Annotated in this window: 17 protein-coding genes; 13 read left to right on the top strand and 4 right to left on the bottom strand. The window is 45.6% G+C overall.

Going from position 1 to position 23067, the window contains the following annotated elements:
- The first annotated feature begins 57 nt into the window (after positions 1 to 57).
- The 9 genes from ICN27_RS05895 (at position 58) to xth (ending at position 9654) form a co-directional block, all read left to right on the top strand.
- Positions 58 to 1074: a cytochrome D1 domain-containing protein gene (locus ICN27_RS05895; RefSeq protein WP_215307358.1), complete on the top strand. Its 1017-nt coding sequence runs from the start codon at positions 58 to 60 to the stop codon at positions 1072 to 1074.
- Between the two features lie 9 nt (positions 1075 to 1083).
- Positions 1084 to 1854 carry a polysaccharide deacetylase family protein gene (locus ICN27_RS05890; protein ID WP_216269345.1) on the top strand — a complete coding sequence of 257 codons (771 nt, stop codon included), beginning with the start codon at positions 1084 to 1086 and terminating at the stop codon, positions 1852 to 1854.
- A 15-nt stretch (positions 1855 to 1869) separates the two neighbouring features.
- Positions 1870 to 2847, top strand: coding sequence for a sterol desaturase family protein (locus tag ICN27_RS05885; protein ID WP_216269344.1), 978 nt, complete (start codon positions 1870 to 1872; stop codon positions 2845 to 2847).
- 43 nt (positions 2848 to 2890) lie between these two features.
- The gene (locus ICN27_RS05880) at positions 2891 to 3751 is read left to right on the top strand and encodes an EI24 domain-containing protein (protein WP_255535037.1); all 861 of its coding nucleotides are present in this window, start codon (positions 2891 to 2893) and stop codon (positions 3749 to 3751) included.
- Positions 3744 to 4607, top strand: coding sequence for a molybdopterin-binding protein (locus ICN27_RS05875; RefSeq protein ID WP_216269342.1), 864 nt, complete (start codon positions 3744 to 3746; stop codon positions 4605 to 4607). The genes ICN27_RS05880 and ICN27_RS05875 overlap by 8 nt, the downstream gene beginning before the upstream one ends.
- A 197-nt stretch (positions 4608 to 4804) precedes the next feature.
- Positions 4805 to 6220, top strand: a complete 1416-nt coding sequence (gene glnA, locus ICN27_RS05870; protein WP_215307348.1) for a type I glutamate--ammonia ligase — start codon at positions 4805 to 4807, stop codon at positions 6218 to 6220.
- Positions 6221 to 6231: 11 nt separating this feature from the next.
- The gene (glnL, locus tag ICN27_RS05865; protein WP_215307346.1) at positions 6232 to 7368 is read left to right on the top strand and encodes a nitrogen regulation protein NR(II); all 1137 of its coding nucleotides are present in this window, start codon (positions 6232 to 6234) and stop codon (positions 7366 to 7368) included.
- Positions 7365 to 8816, top strand: coding sequence for a nitrogen regulation protein NR(I) (gene ntrC / locus ICN27_RS05860; protein ID WP_215307344.1), 1452 nt, complete (start codon positions 7365 to 7367; stop codon positions 8814 to 8816). Before glnL ends, ntrC begins: the two co-directional genes overlap by 4 nt.
- A complete protein-coding gene (gene xth / locus ICN27_RS05855) occupies positions 8809 to 9654 on the top strand; it encodes an exodeoxyribonuclease III (RefSeq protein ID WP_215307342.1) in 846 nt (281 codons plus the stop codon). The genes ntrC and xth overlap by 8 nt, the downstream gene beginning before the upstream one ends.
- Positions 9655 to 9664: 10 nt before the next feature.
- Here the strand turns inward: xth and ICN27_RS05850 are convergent, their stop codons facing one another.
- From ICN27_RS05850 to ICN27_RS05835, 4 genes are all read right to left on the bottom strand, one after another.
- Positions 9665 to 11797: a M3 family metallopeptidase gene (locus ICN27_RS05850; RefSeq protein WP_216269341.1), complete on the bottom strand. Its 2133-nt coding sequence runs from the start codon at positions 11795 to 11797 to the stop codon at positions 9665 to 9667.
- 71 nt (positions 11798 to 11868) lie between these two features.
- Complete coding sequence (folD, locus tag ICN27_RS05845) at positions 11869 to 12726, bottom strand: bifunctional methylenetetrahydrofolate dehydrogenase/methenyltetrahydrofolate cyclohydrolase FolD (protein WP_216269340.1); 858 nt, start codon at positions 12724 to 12726, stop codon at positions 11869 to 11871.
- A 5-nt stretch (positions 12727 to 12731) separates the two neighbouring features.
- Positions 12732 to 13379: a response regulator transcription factor gene (locus ICN27_RS05840; protein ID WP_215304203.1), complete on the bottom strand. Its 648-nt coding sequence runs from the start codon at positions 13377 to 13379 to the stop codon at positions 12732 to 12734.
- Positions 13380 to 13416: 37 nt separating this feature from the next.
- Positions 13417 to 15951: a PAS domain S-box protein gene (locus ICN27_RS05835; protein ID WP_216269339.1), complete on the bottom strand. Its 2535-nt coding sequence runs from the start codon at positions 15949 to 15951 to the stop codon at positions 13417 to 13419.
- 200 nt (positions 15952 to 16151) lie between these two features.
- On the opposite strand from ICN27_RS05835, the gene aceE reads away from it, so the two are divergent.
- The 4 genes from aceE to ICN27_RS05815 all read left to right on the top strand — a co-directional run bounded on the left by aceE (position 16152) and on the right by ICN27_RS05815 (position 22941).
- On the top strand, positions 16152 to 18848 hold the full coding sequence (aceE, locus tag ICN27_RS05830; RefSeq protein WP_216269338.1) for a pyruvate dehydrogenase (acetyl-transferring), homodimeric type: 2697 nt from the start codon (positions 16152 to 16154) through the stop codon (positions 18846 to 18848).
- 15 nt (positions 18849 to 18863) lie between these two features.
- The gene (gene aceF / locus ICN27_RS05825; protein WP_216269337.1) at positions 18864 to 20177 is read left to right on the top strand and encodes a dihydrolipoyllysine-residue acetyltransferase; all 1314 of its coding nucleotides are present in this window, start codon (positions 18864 to 18866) and stop codon (positions 20175 to 20177) included.
- A gap of 9 nt (positions 20178 to 20186) precedes the next feature.
- Positions 20187 to 21974, top strand: coding sequence for a dihydrolipoyl dehydrogenase (gene lpdA, locus ICN27_RS05820; protein WP_216269336.1), 1788 nt, complete (start codon positions 20187 to 20189; stop codon positions 21972 to 21974).
- Positions 21975 to 22080: 106 nt separating this feature from the next.
- Positions 22081 to 22941, top strand: a complete 861-nt coding sequence (locus ICN27_RS05815) for a helix-turn-helix transcriptional regulator (RefSeq protein ID WP_215307328.1) — start codon at positions 22081 to 22083, stop codon at positions 22939 to 22941.
- The last annotated feature ends 126 nt before the right edge of the window (positions 22942 to 23067 follow it).

Genomic DNA, 23067 nt, shown 5'->3' with positions numbered 1-23067 from the left:
CAAGTGATTGTGGTTAAAGGCCTACGTCAGGTGAATCATTTGCTTACAATGTGAGTCATGCACACTTACATTCGTAAAGCCAAATTTGGCAGTATTTCAATCTTGGCAATCTATGCCCTGACTGGGCTCTTGAACGCTGCCTATGCTCAAGGCTCGAACTCATCCGAGCCCAAGTTAGCAGTTGTCTTGAACTCTGGTGAGGCTACTGTCAGTCTGATCGATATGCCAAGTCGCAAAGTGATCAAGACAGTGCCGGTTGGAAAAGAGCCTCATCACTTGATGATGACCCAAGATCAAAAGACTTTGCTGATTGCGAATGCTGCAGGCAATGATGTGGTGCTGATGAATCCCACTACTGGTGAGTTAACTGGCAAGATACCGAACATTATTGATCCTTACCAAATTGGTTATTCGCCCAATCATAAGTGGTTTGTTGCAAACGGTAATCGCTTGGATAGGGTGGATGTTTACCATGCGCAGGGCGCAGATCTCAAATTAGCTAAAACAATTAAGCTTGGTAAGACGCCAAGTCATGTCGCATTTACAGCAGATAGCAAGATTGCATTTATTACCTTGCAGGACTCGAATGAACTGGCGGCAATTGATTTAGATACCCAGACTGTCATTTGGAAAATCACCACAGGTAAAGTGCCAGCAGGAGTTTGGATGACGCCTGGTGATCAATACCTATTGATTGGTATTACTGGTGAAGACTATGTTCAGGTCATTGATTGGAAAACCCGTAAAGAGGTCAAACGAATCGTTACTGGTAAGGGCGCTCACAACTTCCGTCCCTTAGGTGATAAAAAGCATGTGTTCGTCAGTAATCGTATTGCGTCAACTATCAGCATGATTAATATGCAGACCTTGGAAAAGGTGGGCGATATTACCGGCCTGCCGGCCGGTCCAGATGATATGGAAATTACGCCTGACGGAAAAACCCTGTGGGTCACTCTCCGCTTCTCTAAAAAGGTGGGGGTAATTGATATACCTACGATGAAGTTAGTCTCGGTAATCCCTGTTGGTAGATCACCCCATGGCGTTTTCTTCACACCGCATGCTAGCTGGGAATAGCCCAATTAGATGTATTTCAATGCCACTCTCGCTCGACTGACAGTATTCATTATTCTAGCTTCATGCTCTTCGTTTGGCTTTACACAAGAGGCGAATTGTAAAAAAACGGTTTACCTAACTTTTGATACCGGCAATATGTCTGTAGCACAAACTATCGCCGATATTTTGAATCGTCAAAATGTGAAAGCTACTTTTTTTCTGGCTAATGAAAAAACTAGCCGTGGCGATTTTTCTTTGGATGACTCTTGGAAATCGTATTGGCAAGATCGGGTTCGTGAAGGCCATCACTTTGGTAGCCACACCTATGACCATGTGTACTTTGTTAAGGATGGTCCAAGTGGAGAGATCTTTGCAAAGCCACAATTTGGTCCCAAGGCGGGAGTGACCACTCTTTACAACGAAGCAGCTTATTGTCGAGAAATCCGCCGAGTGGATGAGCGCTTTAAAGAGTTAACAGGCGCCAGCATTGAAAAAATCTGGCGTGCCCCTGGCGGTAATACATCGCCCCGTTCGGTCAGGATGGGCGATCAATGCGCTTATCAACATATTGGCTGGAGTCCTGCGGGATTTTTGGGTGATGAACTGAGTTCGCAGACGCATCCCAACAAAATGCTTTTGGATAAGGCTAGTAGCCAGCTGCAGGATGGCGATATCACTATGGCGCATTTGGGTATTTGGTCACGCAAGGATCCCTGGGCTCCGGCAGTTCTAGAGCAACTCATACTGAACTTAAAGGCCCGGGGGTTTTGTTTTGCAACCCTGCCAAAACGTGATAAATGAGACACAATTGAGCATATGGACTCAAACCCTTTGATAGCTGCCATCGCTTCAGCCTACGCTAGCGTTCAAGAATTCTTGTTTACCTATGTGGCTGGACCAATTTTGTATCACTTCGATCTGATGGCGATGGCCGAGGATGTATTTGATGGTATCGACTGGTTTTTATTTGGATGTATTCAGATTTTCCTGATTGCTGTGATTCTCAGAGCCTGGGAGAGATTTTCTCCCGCAGAGATGCAAGAACGATTTGCAAAGAGCTCTAAGGCAGATATTTTTTATACCCTATTTCATCGTCTAGGTATTTTTCACGGTCTGATTTTCATCGCCTTATCAGGATTTTTCTTTCAGATTGATTCTGTCTTACATGACTTTCGTTTTGGTAGATTGAATGTGGAGTCTTGGTGGCCGTCAGTGACATCGATACCGTTGGTGAGTTTTTTTATCTACTTCATATTGCTTGATTTTGTGGAGTACGTATATCACCGCGCCTCCCATGTTTTTAATTGGTGGTGGCAATTGCATGCCTTGCATCATAGTCAAACGGTGATGACTGCTTGGTCTGATGATCGTAACCATATCGTCGATGACATCATGCATGCATTAGTCTTTTCTTTCTTTGCCCTATTGTTTGGGGTGTCACCTAGTCAATTTATTCTATTAGTGGTGTTGAGCCAGTTAATTCAAAGCTGGCAACATGCTAATTTAAGGATTCATCTTGGACCATTTAAGTATTTGTTAATTTCCCCGATGTATCACCGGATGCATCATGCGGTAGGGTACGGTCATGAGGCCAAAGGTAAGCCAGGCGTTTTAGGTGGTTGTAACTTTGGAGTCTTGTTTCCTTGGTGGGACATGATGTTCAATACCGCAATCTTTTCAAAAGAGGTTCATCCCACTGGCGTTAGAGACCTAGTGTTGTCGCCCAATGTATTGCAGCATCAGTGGCAGGGTCTAATACATTCCCTTCGAGAAATCTTTCCCAAAGCAAAATAGAAGCTAGAAGTTCACATGGCAGCAATGGAAATCTATGGACAGCATGCAGCAAGTTTTTAAATCTTTTGGCTTGGCTTTAGTTGGTGCAATGCATCCGAAAATGCTATTGCTGAGCTTGCGGCCATTTATGATCGTCTCCGTCTTATGGGGCGCCTTAATTTGGCTAACTTGGACGCCAGCATTAGAGATGCTGAGTACTTTTCTGACGGCATCCATATTTACTGGCTGGATTGCGGATGGTTTGATCTGGGCCGGCTTCGAGAGTGCTCGTGCATGGATCGCGCCACTCTTCTTTGTAATGTTACTGATTCCTCTAATCTCAATCAGTTTATTGGTATTCATCGCCTTAACAACCGTGCCAACTATCGTTAAGGTGGTCACGCGGCAATATGCTTATAAAGACATTGCGAAGAAAAAGGGCGGTAGCTTATTTGGCAGCTTTGTCTATACCCTTTGGTCAGCTTTGATCTGCTTAGTTTTAGTGATGCTCACTTTGCCAGTATGGTGGATGCCACCATTGGTTGCCGTCTTACCCCCATTACTTTGGGGCTGGTTGACCATGCGTTTGATGTCTTACGATGTATTGGCTTTGCATGCTACTGCAGAGGAGCGCGATATCCTGTTGCATCAACACCGTTGGCCACTATTGGCTATGGGAGTGATTTCTGGGGTGTTAGGAGCAGTACCTACCTTTTTCTGGGCAACCTCTGTTTTAGCTCTTGTCTTATTTCCTATTGTTAGCTTTGTTGCGCTCTGGATCTATTCTTTAATATTTGTCTTTGCTGCGCTTTGGTTTACATATTATTTGCTTGAGGCTCTAAAAGAATTGCGCAGCAATGAGTTGACTCAATCCCTCAATATAGAAGCGCGTGTTATTGATACGGAGTTACCAAACCATGGCTGAGGTATTGAATAAGCCGATTCTCGAGGACTCCGAAGTGAATTCGCGTCGTTTCGGTTTAATTGTGATTGGCGATGAAATTTTGTCCGGTCGTCGTCAAGACAAACATCTCAATAAATTGATTAAGCTTTTAAATGAGCGTGGCCTCAGCCTATCTTGGGCTAAATATGTTGCAGATGATCCCGAGCAAATTACCACTACCTTGAAAGACAGCTTCACTAGTGGCGATGTAGTTTTTAGTACTGGTGGTATTGGAGCCACGCCTGATGACCACACGAGACAATGCGCTGCTTTAGCCTTGGGTACGCAAACGCAACTCCACGCGACTGCACAAGAGCTTATTGCCGGACGTATTCAGACCATGGCAGAGGGCGACCCATTAAAGGCCGATCTGAGCACTCCAGAAAACCAGCATCGCTTCAAGATGGGGGAGTTCCCCATTGGGAGCGATATCATTCCGAATCCCTATAACCAGATCCCTGGCTTTTCGATCCATGAACACTATTTTGTTCCTGGCTTTCCTGTCATGGCTGCGCCTATGATGGCGTGGTGCTTAGATACCTATTATCAAAATTTGTTTCATCGCGAGAACTGGGCAGAACAAAGTTTCATCGTTCCCAAGGGCATAGAGTCTGTCCTAACGCCCTTAATGGAGCGTATTGAGGCCTCTTTTCCGGGGGTAAAAGTCTTTAGTCTCCCATCGGTTGGAGATGCTTCCAGAGGGGGTGTTTATGCCGAGCGGCATATTGAATTAGGCATTAAGGGTAATGCCAAGCTTCTAGATAACGCCTGGATCGCTTTGCGAACTGGCACTGAGGCTTTGGGTTATGACGTTCATGATATTTCGAAATCTGATTAAGCACTACTTTGGTGCAAATATAGTGATTTTTAGGGTTTTAAGGGGTTTTTCAGCACTTAATTAGTGCAATAATGACTATTCCCGTTTGTTTGCTTCAGTAAATTAGATACATCCCAAGGGCATATTTGATGCCTGGAATAAACAAGGGTGTACACCTTAGGTTTGTATTCCGAATTCAGTTAATAGAGGAGATTTGCATGACGAAGACCGTCGCTGATGTGATGAAGTTGGTTAAAGAGAAGGAATGTACTTTCGTTGATTTCCGCTTTGTAGATACAAAGGGTAAAGAGCAGCACACAACGGTACCTATTTCCCATTTTGACGAAGACAAGTTTGAGAGCGGTCACGCGTTTGACGGCTCATCTATTGCTGGTTGGAAAGGTATTGAGGCATCTGATATGTTGTTGATGCCAGATCCGACTGCTTGCTATATCGACCCATTCTATGAAGAGCCAACACTGGTGATCACATGTGATGTGATCGAGCCTTCAGATGGTAAAGGTTACGACCGTGACCCACGTTCGATTGCTAAGCGTGCTGAGTCCTATTTGAAGAGCACTGGTTTGGGAGATACAGCGTACTTTGGTCCAGAGCCAGAATTCTTTATTTTTGATGGCGTCCGTTGGGGTGCTGATATGCAAGGTTGTTTCGTTAAGGTAGATTCTGAAGAGGCACCATGGTCTTCAGCTGCTGAAATCGAAGGCGGCAACACTGGACATCGTCCAGGCAAAAAGGGCGGTTACTTCCCAGTTGCTCCAGTAGATACATTCCATGACATGCGTTCTGAAATGTGTTTAATCCTCGAATCCTTAGGTATCCCAGTTGAAGTGCATCACCATGAAGTTGCTGGTCAAGGTCAAAATGAATTGGGCACTAAGTTCAGCACATTAGTTCAACGTGCTGACTGGACTATTTGGCAGAAATACGTTGTTCAAAACGTGGCTCATGCATACGGCAAGACAGCAACATTTATGCCTAAGCCTATCGTTGGTGACAATGGTTCTGGTATGCACGTTCACCAATCCATTTGGAAGAACGGCGAGAACTTGTTTGCTGGTAACGGCTACGCAGGTTTGTCAGAGTTTGCCTTGTTCTACATCGGCGGCATTATTAAGCACGCTAAGGCATTGAATGCGATCACTAACCCAGGTACAAACTCATACAAGCGTTTAGTTCCAGGATTTGAGGCTCCAGTGAAGTTGGCTTACTCTGCGCGTAACCGTTCTGCTTCGATTCGTATTCCACACGTTTCAAGCCCCAAGGGTCGTCGTATCGAAACTCGCTTCCCTGATCCATTGGCTAACCCATACCTCTGCTTCTCAGCATTGATGATGGCTGGTTTAGATGGTGTTCAGAATAAGATTCATCCAGGTGAAGCTGCTGACAAGAACTTGTATGACTTGCCGCCAGAAGAAGATGCAAAGATCCCAACCGTTTGTGCAAGCTTGGAAGAGGCATTAGAAGCTTTGAACAAAGACCGTGAGTTCTTGACTCGTGGCGGTGTCTTTACAGACTCTATGATCGACGCATATATCGCTTTGAAGATGGAAGATGTCACACGTTTCCGTATGACAACTCATCCGATCGAATTCGATATGTACTACTCCCTGTAAGCGAAGGAAAAATGTTGAGCGCAGGTCTGTTGCGCAATTCGTTCAAAGGGGCAGCTTCGGCTGCTCCTTTTTTTCCGACATTGCTTGATCAGTTGCCTAATGCCATTGTGGTATTTGAGGCTGATAACCAACAATTGGTTTATGTGAATCCTGCAGCAGAGTCTGCGCTGGACCTCTCTCGTAAATCACTTGAGGGTCAGTCTGTGCACGACTTGTTTGGTTCCAATGAGTCTCTCAATCACATGATTGAAGAGGTTAAGGCAGGACACTTTTCTGCGAAACGACAAGAAATGATGCTGCATTCATTGCCCGGTAGCATCCATCAAGAATCTATTCCTGCGCATGTGGTGGTAGCTAGCCTTGAAGATCCAAGCCTCATCATGATGGAGTGGTTCCCAATAGATCAACAGTTACGTAGTGAGCGTGATGAGCGCGTAACACAGCAAGTTGAAGCAAATAAACAGTTAATGCGTAACTTAGCGCATGAAATCAAAAACCCTTTGGGTGGCATTCGTGGTGCCGCTCAATTGCTCGAGTTCGAGCTACCAGAAAAGGGCTTGCGTGAATATACCCAAGTCATTATTAAAGAATCTGATCGTTTACAAAACTTGGTTGATCGACTGCTCGCGCCGCATCGTAAGGCGCATGCTATGGAGTCCTTCAATGTTCATGAGGCCTTAGAGCGAGTGCGCAGTCTTGTATTGGCTGAGTTTCCTAAAGGACTCAGAATCATTCGTAACTATGATACTAGTCTTCCTGAGGTTTTGGGTGATCGTGAGCAGTTGATTCAGGCCGTCTTAAATATTGCTCACAATGCAGCCCAAGCGCTGACTGAAGAAATTGCTCAAGGTACGGCTCAAATTGAATTGAAGACCAGAGTAGCTCGCTCGGTGACTATTTCTAAACAACGCTACAAAATGGCAATGGATTTGCACGTAATTGATAACGGACCTGGTATTCCAGATGAAATTCGCGAGCGCATTTTCTTTCCATTGGTATCTGGCAGAGATGGGGGCAGTGGCCTTGGTCTCACCTTAGCTCAAACCTTTGTGCAGCAGCATCAAGGCTTTATCGCTTGCAACAGCCGTCCTGGACGGACTGATTTCCAAATTCAAATTCCTTACCGTAGGCAGGAGAAAGTTATATGAAACCCGTTTGGATCGTGGATGATGACCAATCTATTCGTTGGGTCCTAGAAAAAGCGCTTACTCGCGAGAATATTCCTCATAAGAGTTTTTCTAATCCCAATGATGTACTTGATGCATTGGAAAAAGATGCGCCACAGGTATTGATTTCAGATATTCGTATGCCACGCGGCAATGGTTTGGATCTGTTGCAGAATGTAAAAGAAACCCATCCGCTACTTCCAGTCATTATCATGACCGCCTATTCTGATTTAGACTCTGCGGTCTCATCATTTCAAGGTGGCGCATTCGAATATCTGACTAAGCCATTTGATATTGATAAAGCAGTTGAGTTGATTCGTCGTGCTATGGAGCAGAGCGAGCGCAATCAATCTGGCAATAAAGAGATGAATGGTTGGAGACAAGACTCCACTGAAATTATTGGTCAAGCTCCGGCAGTGCAGGAGGTTTTCAGAGCGATCGGGCGTCTAGCTCAGTCGCATTCAACAGTATTAATTACAGGCGAGTCTGGTACTGGCAAAGAGTTGGTGGCGCAAGCATTGCACAAGCATAGTCCACGCGCTAAAGGTCCATTTGTTGCCTTTAGTACTGCAGCAGTACCCAAGGATTTATTAGAGTCAGAGTTATTTGGTCACGAGCGCGGCGCTTTCCCTGGAGCTTTGACTTTACGTCGTGGCCGTTTTGAGCAGGCTGATGGCGGCACCTTATTCTTAGATGAGATTGGTGAAATTCCATTCGACCTACAAACACGTTTATTGCGGGCGCTAACGGATGGTCATTTTTACCGTGTTGGCGGTCAAGATCCGATTAAGGCAAATGTACGCATCATTGCATCAACCCATCAGAACTTAGAAGCCCGAGTTGCTGCAGGTGCTTTCCGGGAAGATTTATTGCACCGCTTAAATGTCATTCGCTTGCGCATGCCTGCATTGCGTGAGCGCGCAGAGGATATTCCCGTTTTGGCACGCCATTTTATGTTGTCTTGTGCAAAGTCCTTGGGAGTTGAAGCTAAAAATCTTTCGGATGAGGTTTTAAAAGAAATGAGTGTCATGCCATTTCCTGGCAATGTGCGTCAATTAGAAAATCTCTGTCACTGGTTAACAGTCATGACGCCATCTAATGTCATTGGAGTGAGTGATTTGCCTGCTGATATTTTGGCAGAAGCTGTTGAACAGCCAGCTCTATTACAGGGCGAGTCTAGCCCTAATGTGCAGCTTGCTGTTAAAGCTGGTTCTGTCGATTGGGAGGGCGGTTTAGGTCGCCTTGCGGTTAAAATGTTGCAGGACGGAGATTCGGAAGTATATGACGTGTTGTGCTCTAAATTTGAAAAGGCAGTATTACAGGCCGCACTAGAAGTTACGCGTGGCAGACGTGTAGAAGCAGCTCAAAGACTGGGTATCGGTCGCAATACAATTACTCGGAAGTTGCAGGAGTTGGGAATCAATGACTGATTCAATCAGAATAGCTGCCTGGAATGTGAATTCCCTCAAGGTACGCTTGCCCCAAGTGCTCAAATGGTTGCAAGATCATGAGCGGGCAAAAACACCTATTGATGCGCTCTGTCTTCAGGAGCTCAAGCTAACTGATGATAAATATCCGCATCAAGAGCTTGAAGAGGCAGGATATATCAGTATTGCTGCTGGGCAAAAAACCTATAACGGCGTGGCTATTATTGCTCGAAAGGCGGCATTGGCGCCTATTGCTACTGATCATGACACTACTTTTCTAAAGCCAGTGAGAAATATTCCGGCAAATGCAGATGAGCAACAACGCATCTTAGCGGCTACAGTATGCTTCAAGGGAATGCAGCCGATTCGCCTAGTATCAGCATACTTTCCTAATGGACAATCGCCTGATAGCGACAAGTTTGTTTATAAACTAGGCTGGCTCAAAGCACTCGAAAATTGGTTAAGAGAAGAATTAACCCAAAATAGCCGCTTAGCCCTTTTGGGTGACTTCAATATCGCGCCAAGTGATATCGACGTACATGATCCCTCAAAATGGATCGGCCAAAACCTAGTTTCCCCAGAAGAACGTAAAGCCTTCCAGCAGCTTGTGGAATTAGGTTTAACAGACTCTTTCCGAATGTTTGAGCAAGCACCTAAATCTTTTAGCTGGTGGGATTACCGCATGATGGGCTTTAGAAGAAACGCCGGTATGCGAATCGACCATATTCTTCTGAGCGATGCCCTGAAAGAAAAGTGCAACTCCAGCATCATCGATAAAGAGCCACGCACTTGGGAGCAGCCTTCGGATCATGCCCCAGTCATCGCAGAAATTAAAGCTTAGATCATCGCCTTCATTGAGTCACAAGGCCGCCGTGACGAAGTAGGGCATCGATACTAGGCTCGCGACCCCTGAATGCCTTAAATGATTCGGCAGCAGGGCGGCTACCACCCACCTCCAGAATCTCTTGGCGATAGCGTATACCTGTTTTTTCATCAAGGACGCTACCAGTTAGTTTTGCCGCTTCTTCAAAAGCAGAGTAGACATCAGCAGAAAGAACTTCAGCCCATTTATAGCTGTAATAACCAGCAGCATAGCCACCAGCAAAAATATGGCTAAAGGTATTTATCCATCGAGAGATGGGTGGCTGCGGTATGACATTAAATTGATCTGCAATATTTCTAGACAGATCTAGCACGGCGTGACCTTGAGAGTTTTTTGGATCAAAACTAGCATGTAGGCGCCAATCAGTTAGCGACATCACAACTTGGCGCAATGTCATATAGCCATTTTGAAAATTCTTGGCAGCCAGTATTTTTTCAAATAATTCGCAAGGCAGTGGCTTTCCAGTTTCAGCATGCGCTGTCATTTTTTCCAATACCTCCCATTCCCAGCAGAAGTTTTCCATAAACTGGCTTGGCAGTTCAACGGCATCCCACTCAACACCATTGATACCCGATACGCCTAATGCACTGACTTGCGTTAAAAGGTGATGCAGGCCATGACCACTCTCATGAAAGAGTGTAATCACATCATCATGGGTGATTGTCGGTTGGCGTAATGCGCCATTTACTTTTACAGGTGGAGCAAAGTTACAGACTAGATATGCTACTGGTATCTGGATTTCTCCATTAGGTAATTCACGCCGACCACGTGCATCATCCATCCAAGCTCCACCACGTTTACCTGACCTTGCATAGGGATCAAGGTAAAAATAGGCCACCGTATTATCAGCCGCATTTTTGACGGAGAAGGACTGCACATCTGCGTGCCAAGTTGGCAGATCAGCCTTTTGAATCTTCACACCAAACAAAGTTTGAATTACGCCAAATAAGCCCTCCAACACTTTGGGCAAAGGAAAGTATTGTTTCAACGCATTCTCAGAGAAGGAATAGCGCTCTTGCTTCAATCTCTCGGAAGCATAGGCAATATCCCAAGGTTCTAATCCATCGTGAATGGATAGCTCAGTCTTGGCAAATAAAGAAAGTTCTTGCCAATCCTTTAGTGCAAAAGGTTTTGCCTTTTGAGCAAAATTCGTTAAGAAGGTATCGACTTCCTCAACACTACTTGCCATTTTTGGGGCTAAGCTCAGGGCAGCAAAGTTTTTGAAACCCAGCATACGTGCTTCTTCATCACGTAGCTTTAACTGCTCAAGCATGTTTTGCGTATTATCCCAATCGAGTTTGCCTTTAGAGTATTGAGGGCCTAGCTCAGAAGCTCGAGTTACGTAGGCCTCATAAATTAGGCGACGCAGGGATCGGTTCTCGGAATACTGCATTACTGGGTAATAAGAAGGGAAGTGTAGTGAAAATGCCCAGCCTTGAAGATTCTTCTGCTGAGCAAGATCGGCTGCAGCGGCAATGGCATCCTCAGGCAAGCCAGCTAAATCAACCTGATCTGTAATGAGATGAATAAATCCATCGGTGGCGTCTAACACATGATCGGAGAAAGCCTTTCCTAACAAGGCTTGCTCATCTTGAATCTTCGCAAAGCGGGGTTTATCAGCATCGCTCAGCTCTGCGCCACCAAGGCGGAAGTCTCTTAATGAGTTTTCAATCACTTTCTTCTGGGCCGAATTGAGTTTTGAAAAGTCACTACCTTGACTCAGGGCCTTAAACTTTTCATACAGCGCGAGATTTTGTCCTAAGCTTGAAAAGAAGGCCGTAACTTTAGGCATCATCTCCCCATACGCTGCTCTAAGTTGAGGAGTATCGGCAACACTATTGAGATGAGAGATCACGCCCCAAGATCTACTTAACAATTCGGTGGCATCCTCGAGAGGCTCTACCAAATCATTCCAGTTTGCTGGAGTGGCCGGGTCCACTGCATGATCTACCGCAGATTGCGCCCGCTGCAGAAGGAAGTCGATTGCTGGGGCAATGTCAGATGGCTTAACCTCAGAATAGGCGCAAATACCTCTTCCGAATGCAATGAGTGGATTTTGTTGGAGCTCGGGAGAGGGCTTTGATGTCGTTGGTTTAGTCATCCCTATAGCTTAATGGACGACAGCAACTTTTGCTAATCAGGTACTAAAACGGCCTCGTGTGAAGAGGTCTATTAGGACAGTCTTGCTGCTTTTTCCGCTGCCTCTAAAGTGTTCATTAGGAGCATAGTGATGGTCATGGGGCCTACTCCACCTGGTACAGGAGTGATCCAGCCGGCAACATATTGAACAGCATCAAAATCGACGTCGCCACAGAGTTTTCCATCGGGCATGCGATTAATGCCCACATCAATGACTACGGCGCCATTTTTGACCATATCGCCGGTAATCATTTTTGGCTTGCCAGTAGCAACCACCAAAATATCAGCATCCTTAGTATGATGCGCCAAGTCACGAGTCTTGCTATTGCAAATTGTGACTGTTGCACCTGCTTGCAACAAGAGCATCGCCATTGGTTTGCCAACAATATTGGAAGCGCCCACGATCACCGCACGTGCACCACGGATGGGATATTCAATACTCTCCAGTATTTTCATACAGCCATAAGGGGTGCATGGCTTGAATTCTGGCTGGCCCACCATTAAGGCGCCAGCATTAGCTACGTGAAACCCATCCACATCTTTTGCTGGTGCAATGGCTTCAAGAACGCGCTCGGCTGCAATATGTTCAGGAAGCGGTAGTTGAACCAAGATTCCGTGAATTGCTGGATCAGCATTAAGTGTAGCAATACGAGCTAACAATTCTTCTTCGCCTAGCTCGACGGAGTAGCGCTCAAGCACAGAATGGAAGCCAACATCTTCACAGGCTTTTACTTTGTTTCTGACATAAACCTGGCTGGCGGGATTTTCGCCAACAACAATCACTGCTAAACCTGGTCTAACACCTTTAGCAGTAACGATTGCACCACGTGCAGCAATTTCAGTACGTAATTTTTTGGATAGCGCAACGCCATCAAGTAACTGTGCAGGCATAAAAATTAATTGGGTTGTGGATCAGAGAGAGCAAGACGGAGAAGATCGGCAACGGTATTGACGTTGAGCTTTTCCATGATATTCGCACGATGAGCCTCGACAGTTTTGATTGAGATACTTAGATCATCTGCGATTTGTTTATTCAATCGACCGGCTACGATACGTTCAAGCACTTGGCGCTCACGCCCAGTGAGTTTGCTCAAGAGGCTCTGGGTTACCTTACGCTGACTGGCTTGGGAGTAATCAATCCGAGCTTTTCCAAGCATTCGATCAACTAAGCCGCAGAGATCATTTTCTTTAAATGGTTTTTCGATAAAGTCCACCGCTCCCCGCTTCATGGTGGAAACTGCCATCGATACATCTCCGTGACCAGTAATGAAAGCAACTGGCATGGGTAGGTTTTCACTAATGAGGCGCTCTTGTAATTCAAGGCCAGACATACCAGACATGCGGACATCTAGGATGGCGCAAGAGATGGTTGATTTATCAGTGCTTTGGAGTGACTGCAAGAAACGTTCAGCACTTGCATGGCAGCGAACTACATAGCCATTACTTTCAAGCAGCCAGGTAAGGGAGTCGCGAACTGCCTCGTCGTCATCTACAACATAAACTACTTCAGCTTGATTGGGTTTGGTGGCAGCACTGATATTCATATTAGCTCTCGCAGATAAACCTAAAAAAATACGTCAATTAAATACTATCCTGAGAGCCCGGAGACTCTAGGGGTAATAGTATTGTAAAGGTGCAGCCCGACAACTTTGTATGTTCGGCATCCATCAGATTTGTTGCCCAAAGACGACCCTGATGGGATTCAATCACAGATCTGCAAATGTTCAGACCCATGCCCATACCATCACTTTTGGTGCTGAAAAAGGGCTCAAACATGCGTTCAATCACTGATTTTGCAATTCCGCCACCCGCATCCTTCACCTGAATGCGCAACATAGCGGGGAAGGTGCTGGTGTCTAAATCTGCTGAAATCTGCACAGGAGGAGCCGACCAGCGCGAGGAAAGGGGGTAAACCTCCCTCAGGCTATCCAAAGAGTTTTTCAGGAGATTAACCAAGACCTGCAGAATTAAGACTGGATCTAAGTCGACCGCAGGGAGTTTTTCAGCAATTTCAGTGCTAATGCTCAAGCGATGGCGATGGGCTTCAATTTCCACCAACCCAACAGCATCATGAATAATTTCAGCGATATCGCAAGACTTTCTTTGCGGTTCACTTCGTTTTACAAAGCCTTTAATACGCTGAATGATCGTGCCAGCGCGATGAGCTTGATCGGATGCCTTTTCTAGCGCCGGAAGAATGTCCTTTTGTAAGGCAGGGTCAAGATGACCCTGTAAGCGCTTTACTACACCCATGCAATAGTTCGAAATTGCTGCAAGCGGTTGATTTAATTCATGGGCTAAAGAAGAGGCCATTTCACCCATCGTTGTTAAGCGGCTAGTAAATTGCATCCGCTCTTCTTGTTGTCTAGCCAAGTCATCCGCTTCGACGCGAAGCGTAATGTCTGTGGCAATTAATAATTGTGCCAAGTGACCATCCACCCATGGGACATTACGTCTGCGAACTTCATACCATTTTGAGATGCCCGATGCTTCATCTAGTAATTGAATTTCTTCTGATTCAGTTTCTTGGTAGGGTGGTGGAGGTGTAATGACTTCAGCTGTCTTATCACTAGAGTTATTAGGCAGACTTTGCATGATATTTTCATTGATATCGCTACCCGCTAATTCAAAATGACCCTTGGCGGTATTACCAAAGCGCTCACGATAGAAGCGATTTGCGAATAATAGTTCACCATTCTCATTCGACACCACTGATACGGCTGCATCAAGTCCTTCCAGAACGGCAACAAATCGCTCTTGTGATGCCGCTAATTCTTCTCGAATTTTTTTAGGTTCTGAGATATCAATTAATGAGGTTACCCAGCCAGTTTGCTGGCCCTTTTCATTTACTAGAGGTGCAATAAATGTACGCGTCTGAATGACTGATCCATCTCTGTGGAGAATGGAGCCCTCAATCCCAATTTTCCTTTCATCGCTCAGCGCAATTTTGAGGGCCTTATTCATTTTGTCAGTCAGTTCATTTTTCTGCCCTTCGGGCCAGAAGGCAAAAGGGGGGCTCAGTCCGATGAGCTCTTCTGCAGACCACCCAGTCATCTCGCAAAATGCCGGATTCACATAAGTAATCACTCGATTCATGTCGTGCGCACGGATTCCCACTGGAGTGGAATTTTCCATCGCACTACGGAAATTGGTTTCTGCCCGAAGATTGGCTTCGGCCTCTTGCCTAACTTGCATTTGTTTAAGAACGGACCATAAACTCCAAATCACAAATGCACTCAAACCCAACACCACGCCTATTAACATCCTAAAAGTTAAATTCGTGGCTGGCGGGTAGGTGTCAATGCGCAGACTCAGGTTTGGACTGAGAACCCCAATATCCAAACTAGTTTGATTGCTAAATGCACGTTTTGGTGTATTTTTATCAGATGAGATTGCTAGTATCTTTTCCTCATCTGTAATTAAAGTAAATCGATACTGGCTCTTGAGCTCGCCAGGGATCATTTCAAGTAGACCCTGTGTTGTATAGAGCACAGCCACCATGCCTTTAATTTCGCTGCCAGACATCTGTGGAACAGCTTGCCAAAACACGTTACGGATTTCTTTTGACACTACTTCGTCGCTTGGAACTTCAATAGTAATGAACTGACTAAATGCAGGTCTATTTGTTGCAGTGCTGAGTTCGAGCGTTTTTTTCAGAGCTTGGTTTATTGGTATTGCATTATTTGCTTTATTGAACCAGTCCGTTTTTAAGTTATCCGTAGGAATTTTCCACAGGCGCTGATCAGATTCATTGATCCAGGCAATTTGCGCTATTTCATGATTACTTTGCAAAAGATTTTCTGCTTGAATAATCACGTTCTCTTTTAACTTTGCGGAATCTCCAGCGCTGACATAATCCCGTCCAATAGATTGCAACACATCCGTATTGTTTGCAAAACGTAATTGGATGCGTTGCTTTGCAAAAGAGAGCTCTCTAAATAGTGCAGCTTCTTGCTGGCTCTTTTCTTGCAGTTGTAGGGTGCCCATAATGACTCCCATGACAACCGTAAACAGCACAATGGCTATTAATGGCGTGTAGACAAGCTTAAATCCCCGTATTCGACGGAGCCATTGCACAGGCTTTAGTTGCCAGATTGAAAATACTATTTTTTTCATGTAATTGGCTTATTTTGCCCTACAGATAGGCATTCTTAGCCAAGCTACCTTTTTCTCACTTGAGTGCGATGCAACAAAATATCATATAGTGAGAAATATTATCATTATGTGGAAAATTGCTTGTTTACACCCATAGACCTTCCTAGAATATTGCCTATAGAGTGAATCAATAAGATCGATGTAATTAATGGAGGCAGTTTATGGCAGCGGTTCCAGAACAAATTTTGGGTAGCGCAGGAAAACAAGATGCGGATCCAGGTGAAACCCAAGAGTGGTTACAGGCTCTTGATGGTGTTATTCGGAATGAGGGTCCAGAGCGTGCTGCCTATTTAATTGATCAGCAAATTTCTCATGCTCGAGTCAATGGAGTAAATCAAGCCTTTCATGCAGAAACACCCTACATCAACACAATCCCAGTAGAGCAACAGGCACGTCTACCAGGTGATCAAAATGTCGAACACCGCATCCGCTCCTACACACGTTGGAATGCGATGGCTATGGTGTTACGCGCTAATAAAGATACCAACGTTGGCGGCCATATTTCCTCTTTCCAGTCAGCGGCAACGCTATATGACGTTGGCTTTAACCATTTCTGGCACGCCCCATCTCCGGAACATGGTGGCGATCTCATATTTGTTCAAGGACATTCCGCCCCAGGCGTGTATGCCAGAGCCTACATGCTTGGCCGTTTGTCAGATGAACAGCTGAATAACTTCCGTCAAGAAGTAGGCGGCAAAGGTATTTCTAGTTATCCACATCCTTGGTTGATGCCCGATTTCTGGCAATTCCCTACAGTGTCGATGGGTCTTGGCCCCATCATGGCTATTTATCAAGCGCGCTTTATGCGCTATATGCAGGATCGTGGATTTATTCAAGCGGAAGGTAGAAAAGTTTGGGCCTTCCTCGGCGATGGTGAAACTGATGAACCAGAATCACTCGGCGCTATTGGTATGGCAGGCCGTGAGAAATTAGACAACCTGATTTTCGTAGTGAACTGCAACTTGCAACGTCTTGATGGTCCAGTGCGCGGCAACGGCAAAATTATTCAAGAGCTCGAAGGGGAGTTCCGTGGCGCTGGTTGGAATGTAATTAAGGTAGTTTGGGGAGGTCATTGGGATGCCTTGTTCGCTCGCGACAAAAAAGGCATCTTGATGCAGCGTCTTGGTCAGATCGTCGATGGTGAATACCAGACAATGAAAGCCAAGAGTGGTGCCTACGTGCGCGAAATCGTTTTCAATACTCCTGAATTAAAGGCATTGGTCAGCGACTGGAGTGATGACGAGATTTGGCAACTCAATCGCGGTGGCCACGATCCCCATAAAGTATTTGCAGCTTTTCATTCAGCCGTAAATCACAAGGATCAGCCAACCGTTATTTTGGCCCACACGATTAAAGGTTACGGTATGGGTGGCTCTGGTGAGGCGATGAATATTGCGCACCAAGCGAAGAAGATGAATGCGGATGACGTGCGTCGCTTCCGCGATCGTTTTGAGATTCCTGTAAAAGATGAGCAGCTAGATGAAATGCCTTTAGTAAAATTTGCTGAAGGAAGTCCAGAGCTTGAGTACATGAAAGCTCGCCGTCAAGAGTTGGGCGGCTACTTGCCACAACGTCGGATGAAGGCTGAGAGCTTGCCTGTCCCTGCGCTTGAGGTATTTGCACCATTACTAGAAGCAACTACCGATGGCCGTGAGATTTCTACAACGATGGCTTTTGTTCGCATACTCAATACGATTGTGCGCGACAAGGTGTTAGGTAAGCGGGTTGTTCCCATTGTTCCAGATGAGTCACGCACTTTTGGTATGGAAGGCATGTTCCGTCAATTAGGTATTTGGAATCAGCTAGGTCAGCTTTACACCCCAGAAGACCATGACCAATTGATGTTCTATAAAGAGGATAAGACTGGCCAGATTTTGCAAGAGGGCATTAATGAAGCGGGTGGTATGTGCGACTGGATCGCTGCTGCTACTTCATACTCAACCCATGGCGTACCGATGTTACCTTTCTATATCTTCTATTCCATGTTCGGTTTCCAGCGCATCGGTGACCTATGTTGGGCTGCTGGTGATATGCGTAGCCGTGGATTCTTATTGGGCGGTACTGCCGGTAGAACTACTTTAAATGGTGAAGGTCTTCAGCACGAAGATGGTCATAGTCAAGTATGGAGCGCCTCAATTCCTAACTGCATTAGCTACGACCCTTCATTCTCTTTTGAGGTAGCCGTAGTAATTCAAGATGGTATGCGCCGCATGCTGGCTGAACAAGAGGATGTCTATTACTACATCACTTTGATGAATGAGAATTATGCTCATCCAGCTATGCCAAAGGGTGCAGAGCAAGACATTATTAAGGGCATGTATAAGCTCAAGTCGGTTGGTGATGCCAATGCGAAATTGCGCGTACAGCTCTTAGGTTCAGGTACGATTTTCCGTGAAGTGATTGAGGCTGCTGAAATCTTGCATACAGATTGGGGTGTCGCTTCTGATTTGTGGGGTTGCCCAAGCTTTACTGAGCTAGGTCGTAATTGGAATACGGTTCATCGTAATAATCTTCTAAATCCAACTGCTGCACCTGTTTTATCTCATGTAGAGCAGTGCCTCAAAAATACTGCGGGTCCAATCATCGCTGCTACTGATTACGTGCGTTTATTTGCCGAGCAAATTCGTCCAGCCATTCAGCATTTAGGCCGTCGCTTTGAGGTGCTAGGAACAGATGGTTTTGGACGTTCCGATACTCGTGAAAAATTACGCGATTTCTTTGAAGTAGATCGTCGTTGGGTCGTTCTCACAGCCTTGCGCTCTTTGGTTGACGCTGGCCAACTGGATCGCCAAATGCTAGCTGAAGCGATTAAGAAGTACGGCATCGATACCACTAAACCAAACCCAATGACGGTTTGATCAGAGACAGATACTATGAGCCAACTAATTGATATTAAAGTCCCAGATATTGGGGATTACAAAGATGTGCCCGTCATCGAAGTATTGGTAAAAGCCGGTGATCGTGTTGAGAAAGAGCAGTCTATTGTTGTTCTTGAATCAGATAAAGCAACCATGGACGTTCCATCTTCACACTCCGGTCTTGTGAAAGAGGTCAAGGTTAAAGTGGGTGACTCTATTTCAGAGGGTGCCATCGTTCTGGTGCTTGAAGAGAGTGGCGCAGTCGCAGCTCCAGCTGCTGCACAAACCGCTGCCGCTCCCGCATCAGCAAAAACCGAACCTACTGCGGCACCAGCCCCTAAAGTAGAGCCACCAATTGTGCGTGCTCCAGCACCTCCTCCTGTTAGCAATACACCAGTTGAAGTAGATCCAACAGCCAGTCACGCAAGTCCTTCAGTCCGTAAATTTGCTCGTGAACTCGGTGTCACAGTTCATCAAGTTAAAGGTTCCGGCCCTAAAGGCAGAATTACCCAAGAGGATGTTCAGGCTTTTGTTAAGGCCGCAATGAGCGGTGGCGCTGGCGGTGGATCTCATGCATCTACTGGAAGCCTAGGTGGCTTAAATCTTATTCCTTGGCCAAAAGTGGATTTCTCTAAATTTGGTGATACGGAGCGTCAGCCATTAAATCGTATTAAGAAGCTAACTGCTGCGAACCTAGGTCGTAACTGGGTCATGATTCCTGCGGTGACTTATCACGAGGATGCGGACATTACTGATCTCGAAGCATTTAGAGTGCTGACCAATAAAGAGAATGAAAAGCAGGGTCTCAAAATCACGATGCTAGCTTTCTTAATGAAGGCTGCTGTAGCTGCGCTCAAAAAATTCCCAGAGTTCAATAGCTCTATTGATGGAGACGACTTGGTATTGAAAAAGTATTTCAATATTGCCTTTGCCGCAGATACGCCAAATGGTTTAGTGGTGCCAGTGATTCGTGATGCAGATAAAAAAGGTATCTTTGAGCTTGCTCGTGAAACTTCGGAGTTAGCTGCGCTAGCGCGAGATGGAAAACTGAAGCCCGAGCAAATGCAGGGCGCTAGTTTCACTATTTCTTCCTTGGGTGGTATTGGCGGTACTTATTTCTCGCCTATTGTGAATGCGCCAGAGGTAGCAATTTTAGGGGTCAGTAAAGCTGCCATGAAACCAGTTTGGGATGGTAAGCAATTTGTGCCACGCTTAATTTGCCCATTGTCATTAAGTGCCGATCATCGTGTGATTGATGGTGCTTTGGCTACACGTTTTAATGTCTATATCGCTCAGCTGATGTCTGACTTCCGTCGCGCAGCACTGTAAGGAGAGAATATGACTAAGCAAATGATTCTCGTACCAGATATTGGTGATTATTCGGATGTACCAGTTATTGAAGTACTCATCAAAGTGGGCGATGTGATTGAAAAAGAACAACCACTGCTCGTTCTAGAATCTGACAAAGCCACCATGGAAGTTCCAGCTGATGCGGCTGGAACGGTTCTGAGTATTTCTGTAAAAGCTGGCGATAAGGTTGGTAAAGGTAGTGTGGTAGCTGAAATTGAAGTGGGGGCAGCATCTACTCCTCAAGCTGCTGTGTCTGCAGCCTCACCAGCTCCAACTCCTACACCAATAGCAGCAGCGCCTGTAATGAGCGCTCCTGTTGCTGGTCAATACAGTGGCAAAGTGGATCATGAGTGTGAAGTGCTCGTATTGGGTGCCGGTCCAGGAGGCTACAGTGCCGCCTTCCGAAGTGCAGATTTGGGTATGAGTACTATTTTGATAGAGCGCTATTCAACTTTAGGTGGTGTTTGCTTAAACGTGGGCTGCATTCCTTCGAAAGCCTTGCTGCATACAACTGCAGTGATGGATGAAGTGAAAACAATGTCTAAGCATGGTATTAGCTATGGCGCTCCCAAGATTGAAATTGATCAGTTACGTGGCTACAAAAATTCAGTCATTGCCAAATTAACGGGCGGATTAGCTGGCATGGCCAAAGCACGCAAAGTGAACGTGGTGCGTGGATTAGGCCGATTCTTAGATGCAAATCATGTAGAAGTTGAGTTAACCAAGGGTGATGGTCAAGATTTAACAGGACAAAAAGAAGTAGTTCGGTTTCAGAAGGCAATCATTGCAGCGGGAAGCCAGCCAGTAAAACTTCCATTCTTGCCAGAAGATCCTCGTATCGTAGATAGCACTGGCGCCTTGTTACTCAAGAGTATTCCAAAGCGCATGTTGGTCATCGGTGGCGGCATTATTGGTTTGGAGATGGCCACTGTATATAGCACTCTAGGCTCCCGTATTGATATTGCTGAAATGATGGATGGCCTCATGGCAGGTGCGGATCGTGATTTAGAGAAGGTCTGGGAGAAGTTTAATGCTGACCGTTTTGAAAACATCATGCTCAAGACTCGCGCATCAAAAGCTGAAGTGAAGGCTGACGGTATTCAGGTTAGCTTTGAAGGTGAGGCTGCTCCATCGGAACCGCAGACTTACGACTTGGTATTAGTTGCAGTTGGGCGCACTCCAAATGGCAAGAAGATTGACGCATCCGCTGCAGGCGTTGTCGTAGATGAGCGCGGCTTTGTACCTGTTGATAATCAAATGCGTACCAATGTCCATAACATCTTTGCGATTGGCGATATTGTTGGCCAACCCATGCTGGCTCATAAAGCGGTGCATGAGGGTCACGTTGCTGCTGAGGTTGCTGCTGGTGAAAAATCCTACTTTGATGCGAAGCAAATTCCATCAGTGGCATACACTGACCCCGAAGTGGCTTGGGCAGGTTTGACTGAAGAGCAGTGCAAGGCTAAGGGAATAGCCTATGAAAAAGGTTTATTTCCTTGGGCGGCCAGCGGTAGAGCGATTGCTAATGGTCGAGATGAGGGCTTCACCAAACTCATTTTTGATGCTACTAGCAAACGTATTATTGGTGGCGGTATTGTTGGTACGCATGCCGGTGATTTAATTGGCGAAGTCTGCCTTGCTATAGAGATGGGTGCTGATGCTGTAGATATTGGTAAAACGATTCATCCGCATCCAACCTTGGGAGAATCTGTTGGCTTGGCCGCAGAGGCTGCCCTTGGCCATTGCACTGATTTGCCGCCTGTAAAGAAAAAATAGAGACCAAATAGACTGTAAATATTAAAAGCCCTGAAATATCGGGGCTTTTTTTACAGTGCAATATAAATACTTATCAAAAGAATAAGTTTGTGAGATGATTTAAAGCATGTCTAAGGTAATCCGACTTCTTCATGGTGATTTTGGTAGAGTGGCTCTTCTAGAGATGGATGCGCCCTTGGTAACCCATGCACATCACCACTGCCACATCTTATGTAAGGTGGCTGGACCGGACATTGCTTTTCAAGTAAGAGGGCAGTTATGCCCTTTAACGGATGACAATGCAGTGCTTATCAATGCTTGGGAAGAGCATTCTTATCTTCACTTACCAGTTAATGGTGAAAACCCTATTCTGCTTGCTCTGTACCTTGAGCCTAAGTGGCTAGCATCTTTCAGTAAAAAATTCTTAGCAAGCAGTCATCCCCGATTTTTTATGAACAATTTATCTGGGTTGGGCGTTCATCAAAAGCAAGTATTAGAAAAGATTTCAATGGAGCTTTGGTGGGCCGATCAAATTACCCATGATTATCTTGAGTCTATCTTGCTTGAACTCGTATTGAGCTTCATGGATAATGCCGATCTTTTAACTCCAAGTGATTTGCGTAACTCCGGAAATTCACTGGCTTTTATGGATCCTAGAATAAGGAAAGCAATTCACATCATGAGGACATCCCCGCAGGGGTTTAGTGATATTGCCATGGTTGCGCAAAGCGTTGATCTTTCCCGCTCACACTTTTTTGAGCTCTTTAGGCGCTGTACCGGGCTTTCACCGGTTGTATTTGCGAATGTCCTTAGAATGGAGTTTGCCTTTGATGCCCTAGCTGACAAAGGAGAGAACCTGATACATATTGGCACTGAACTTGGCTTTTCTGCCCCAAGTCATTTCACTCGTTTTTTTAAGCAGCATCAAGGGGTTACCCCCAGCCTCTATCGTCAGCAAGTAGAAAAGGCTCCTAAGCTAGACTCTTAGGGTTTTCCTGATATACATAATCGGACTCTAAGGTAACTCATCGGACTTTAGGGTAAGCATCCTCACTGGTCGATCATTAAGCTTCTTTCAGCATCAATTTTTCTCAATTTAGCTGAAAAGAAGTCA

This window comes from Polynucleobacter sp. Nonnen-W13 (assembly GCF_018881735.1).
Lineage (GTDB): Bacteria > Pseudomonadota > Gammaproteobacteria > Burkholderiales > Burkholderiaceae > Polynucleobacter.
Note: the sequence above shows the minus strand (reverse complement) of the source record. Positions and strands in the feature narration are given on the sequence as shown.

Coding starts and splice junctions, on each gene's coding strand:
- ICN27_RS05840 (WP_215304203.1), bottom strand. CDS start 13,379: ATGAATATCAGTGCTGCCACCAAACCCAATCAAGCTGAAGTAGTTTAT.
- ICN27_RS05895 (WP_215307358.1), top strand. CDS start 58: ATGCACACTTACATTCGTAAAGCCAAATTTGGCAGTATTTCAATCTTG.
- glnL (WP_215307346.1), top strand. CDS start 6,232: ATGTTGAGCGCAGGTCTGTTGCGCAATTCGTTCAAAGGGGCAGCTTCG.
- ICN27_RS05875 (WP_216269342.1), top strand. CDS start 3,744: ATGGCTGAGGTATTGAATAAGCCGATTCTCGAGGACTCCGAAGTGAAT.
- aceE (WP_216269338.1), top strand. CDS start 16,152: ATGGCAGCGGTTCCAGAACAAATTTTGGGTAGCGCAGGAAAACAAGAT.
- aceF (WP_216269337.1), top strand. CDS start 18,864: ATGAGCCAACTAATTGATATTAAAGTCCCAGATATTGGGGATTACAAA.
- xth (WP_215307342.1), top strand. CDS start 8,809: ATGACTGATTCAATCAGAATAGCTGCCTGGAATGTGAATTCCCTCAAG.
- ICN27_RS05890 (WP_216269345.1), top strand. CDS start 1,084: ATGTATTTCAATGCCACTCTCGCTCGACTGACAGTATTCATTATTCTA.
- ICN27_RS05880 (WP_255535037.1), top strand. CDS start 2,891: ATGCAGCAAGTTTTTAAATCTTTTGGCTTGGCTTTAGTTGGTGCAATG.
- folD (WP_216269340.1), bottom strand. CDS start 12,726: ATGCCTGCACAGTTACTTGATGGCGTTGCGCTATCCAAAAAATTACGT.
- ICN27_RS05885 (WP_216269344.1), top strand. CDS start 1,870: ATGGACTCAAACCCTTTGATAGCTGCCATCGCTTCAGCCTACGCTAGC.
- ICN27_RS05835 (WP_216269339.1), bottom strand. CDS start 15,951: ATGAAAAAAATAGTATTTTCAATCTGGCAACTAAAGCCTGTGCAATGG.
- lpdA (WP_216269336.1), top strand. CDS start 20,187: ATGACTAAGCAAATGATTCTCGTACCAGATATTGGTGATTATTCGGAT.
- ntrC (WP_215307344.1), top strand. CDS start 7,365: ATGAAACCCGTTTGGATCGTGGATGATGACCAATCTATTCGTTGGGTC.
- ICN27_RS05815 (WP_215307328.1), top strand. CDS start 22,081: ATGTCTAAGGTAATCCGACTTCTTCATGGTGATTTTGGTAGAGTGGCT.
- ICN27_RS05850 (WP_216269341.1), bottom strand. CDS start 11,797: ATGACTAAACCAACGACATCAAAGCCCTCTCCCGAGCTCCAACAAAAT.
- glnA (WP_215307348.1), top strand. CDS start 4,805: ATGACGAAGACCGTCGCTGATGTGATGAAGTTGGTTAAAGAGAAGGAA.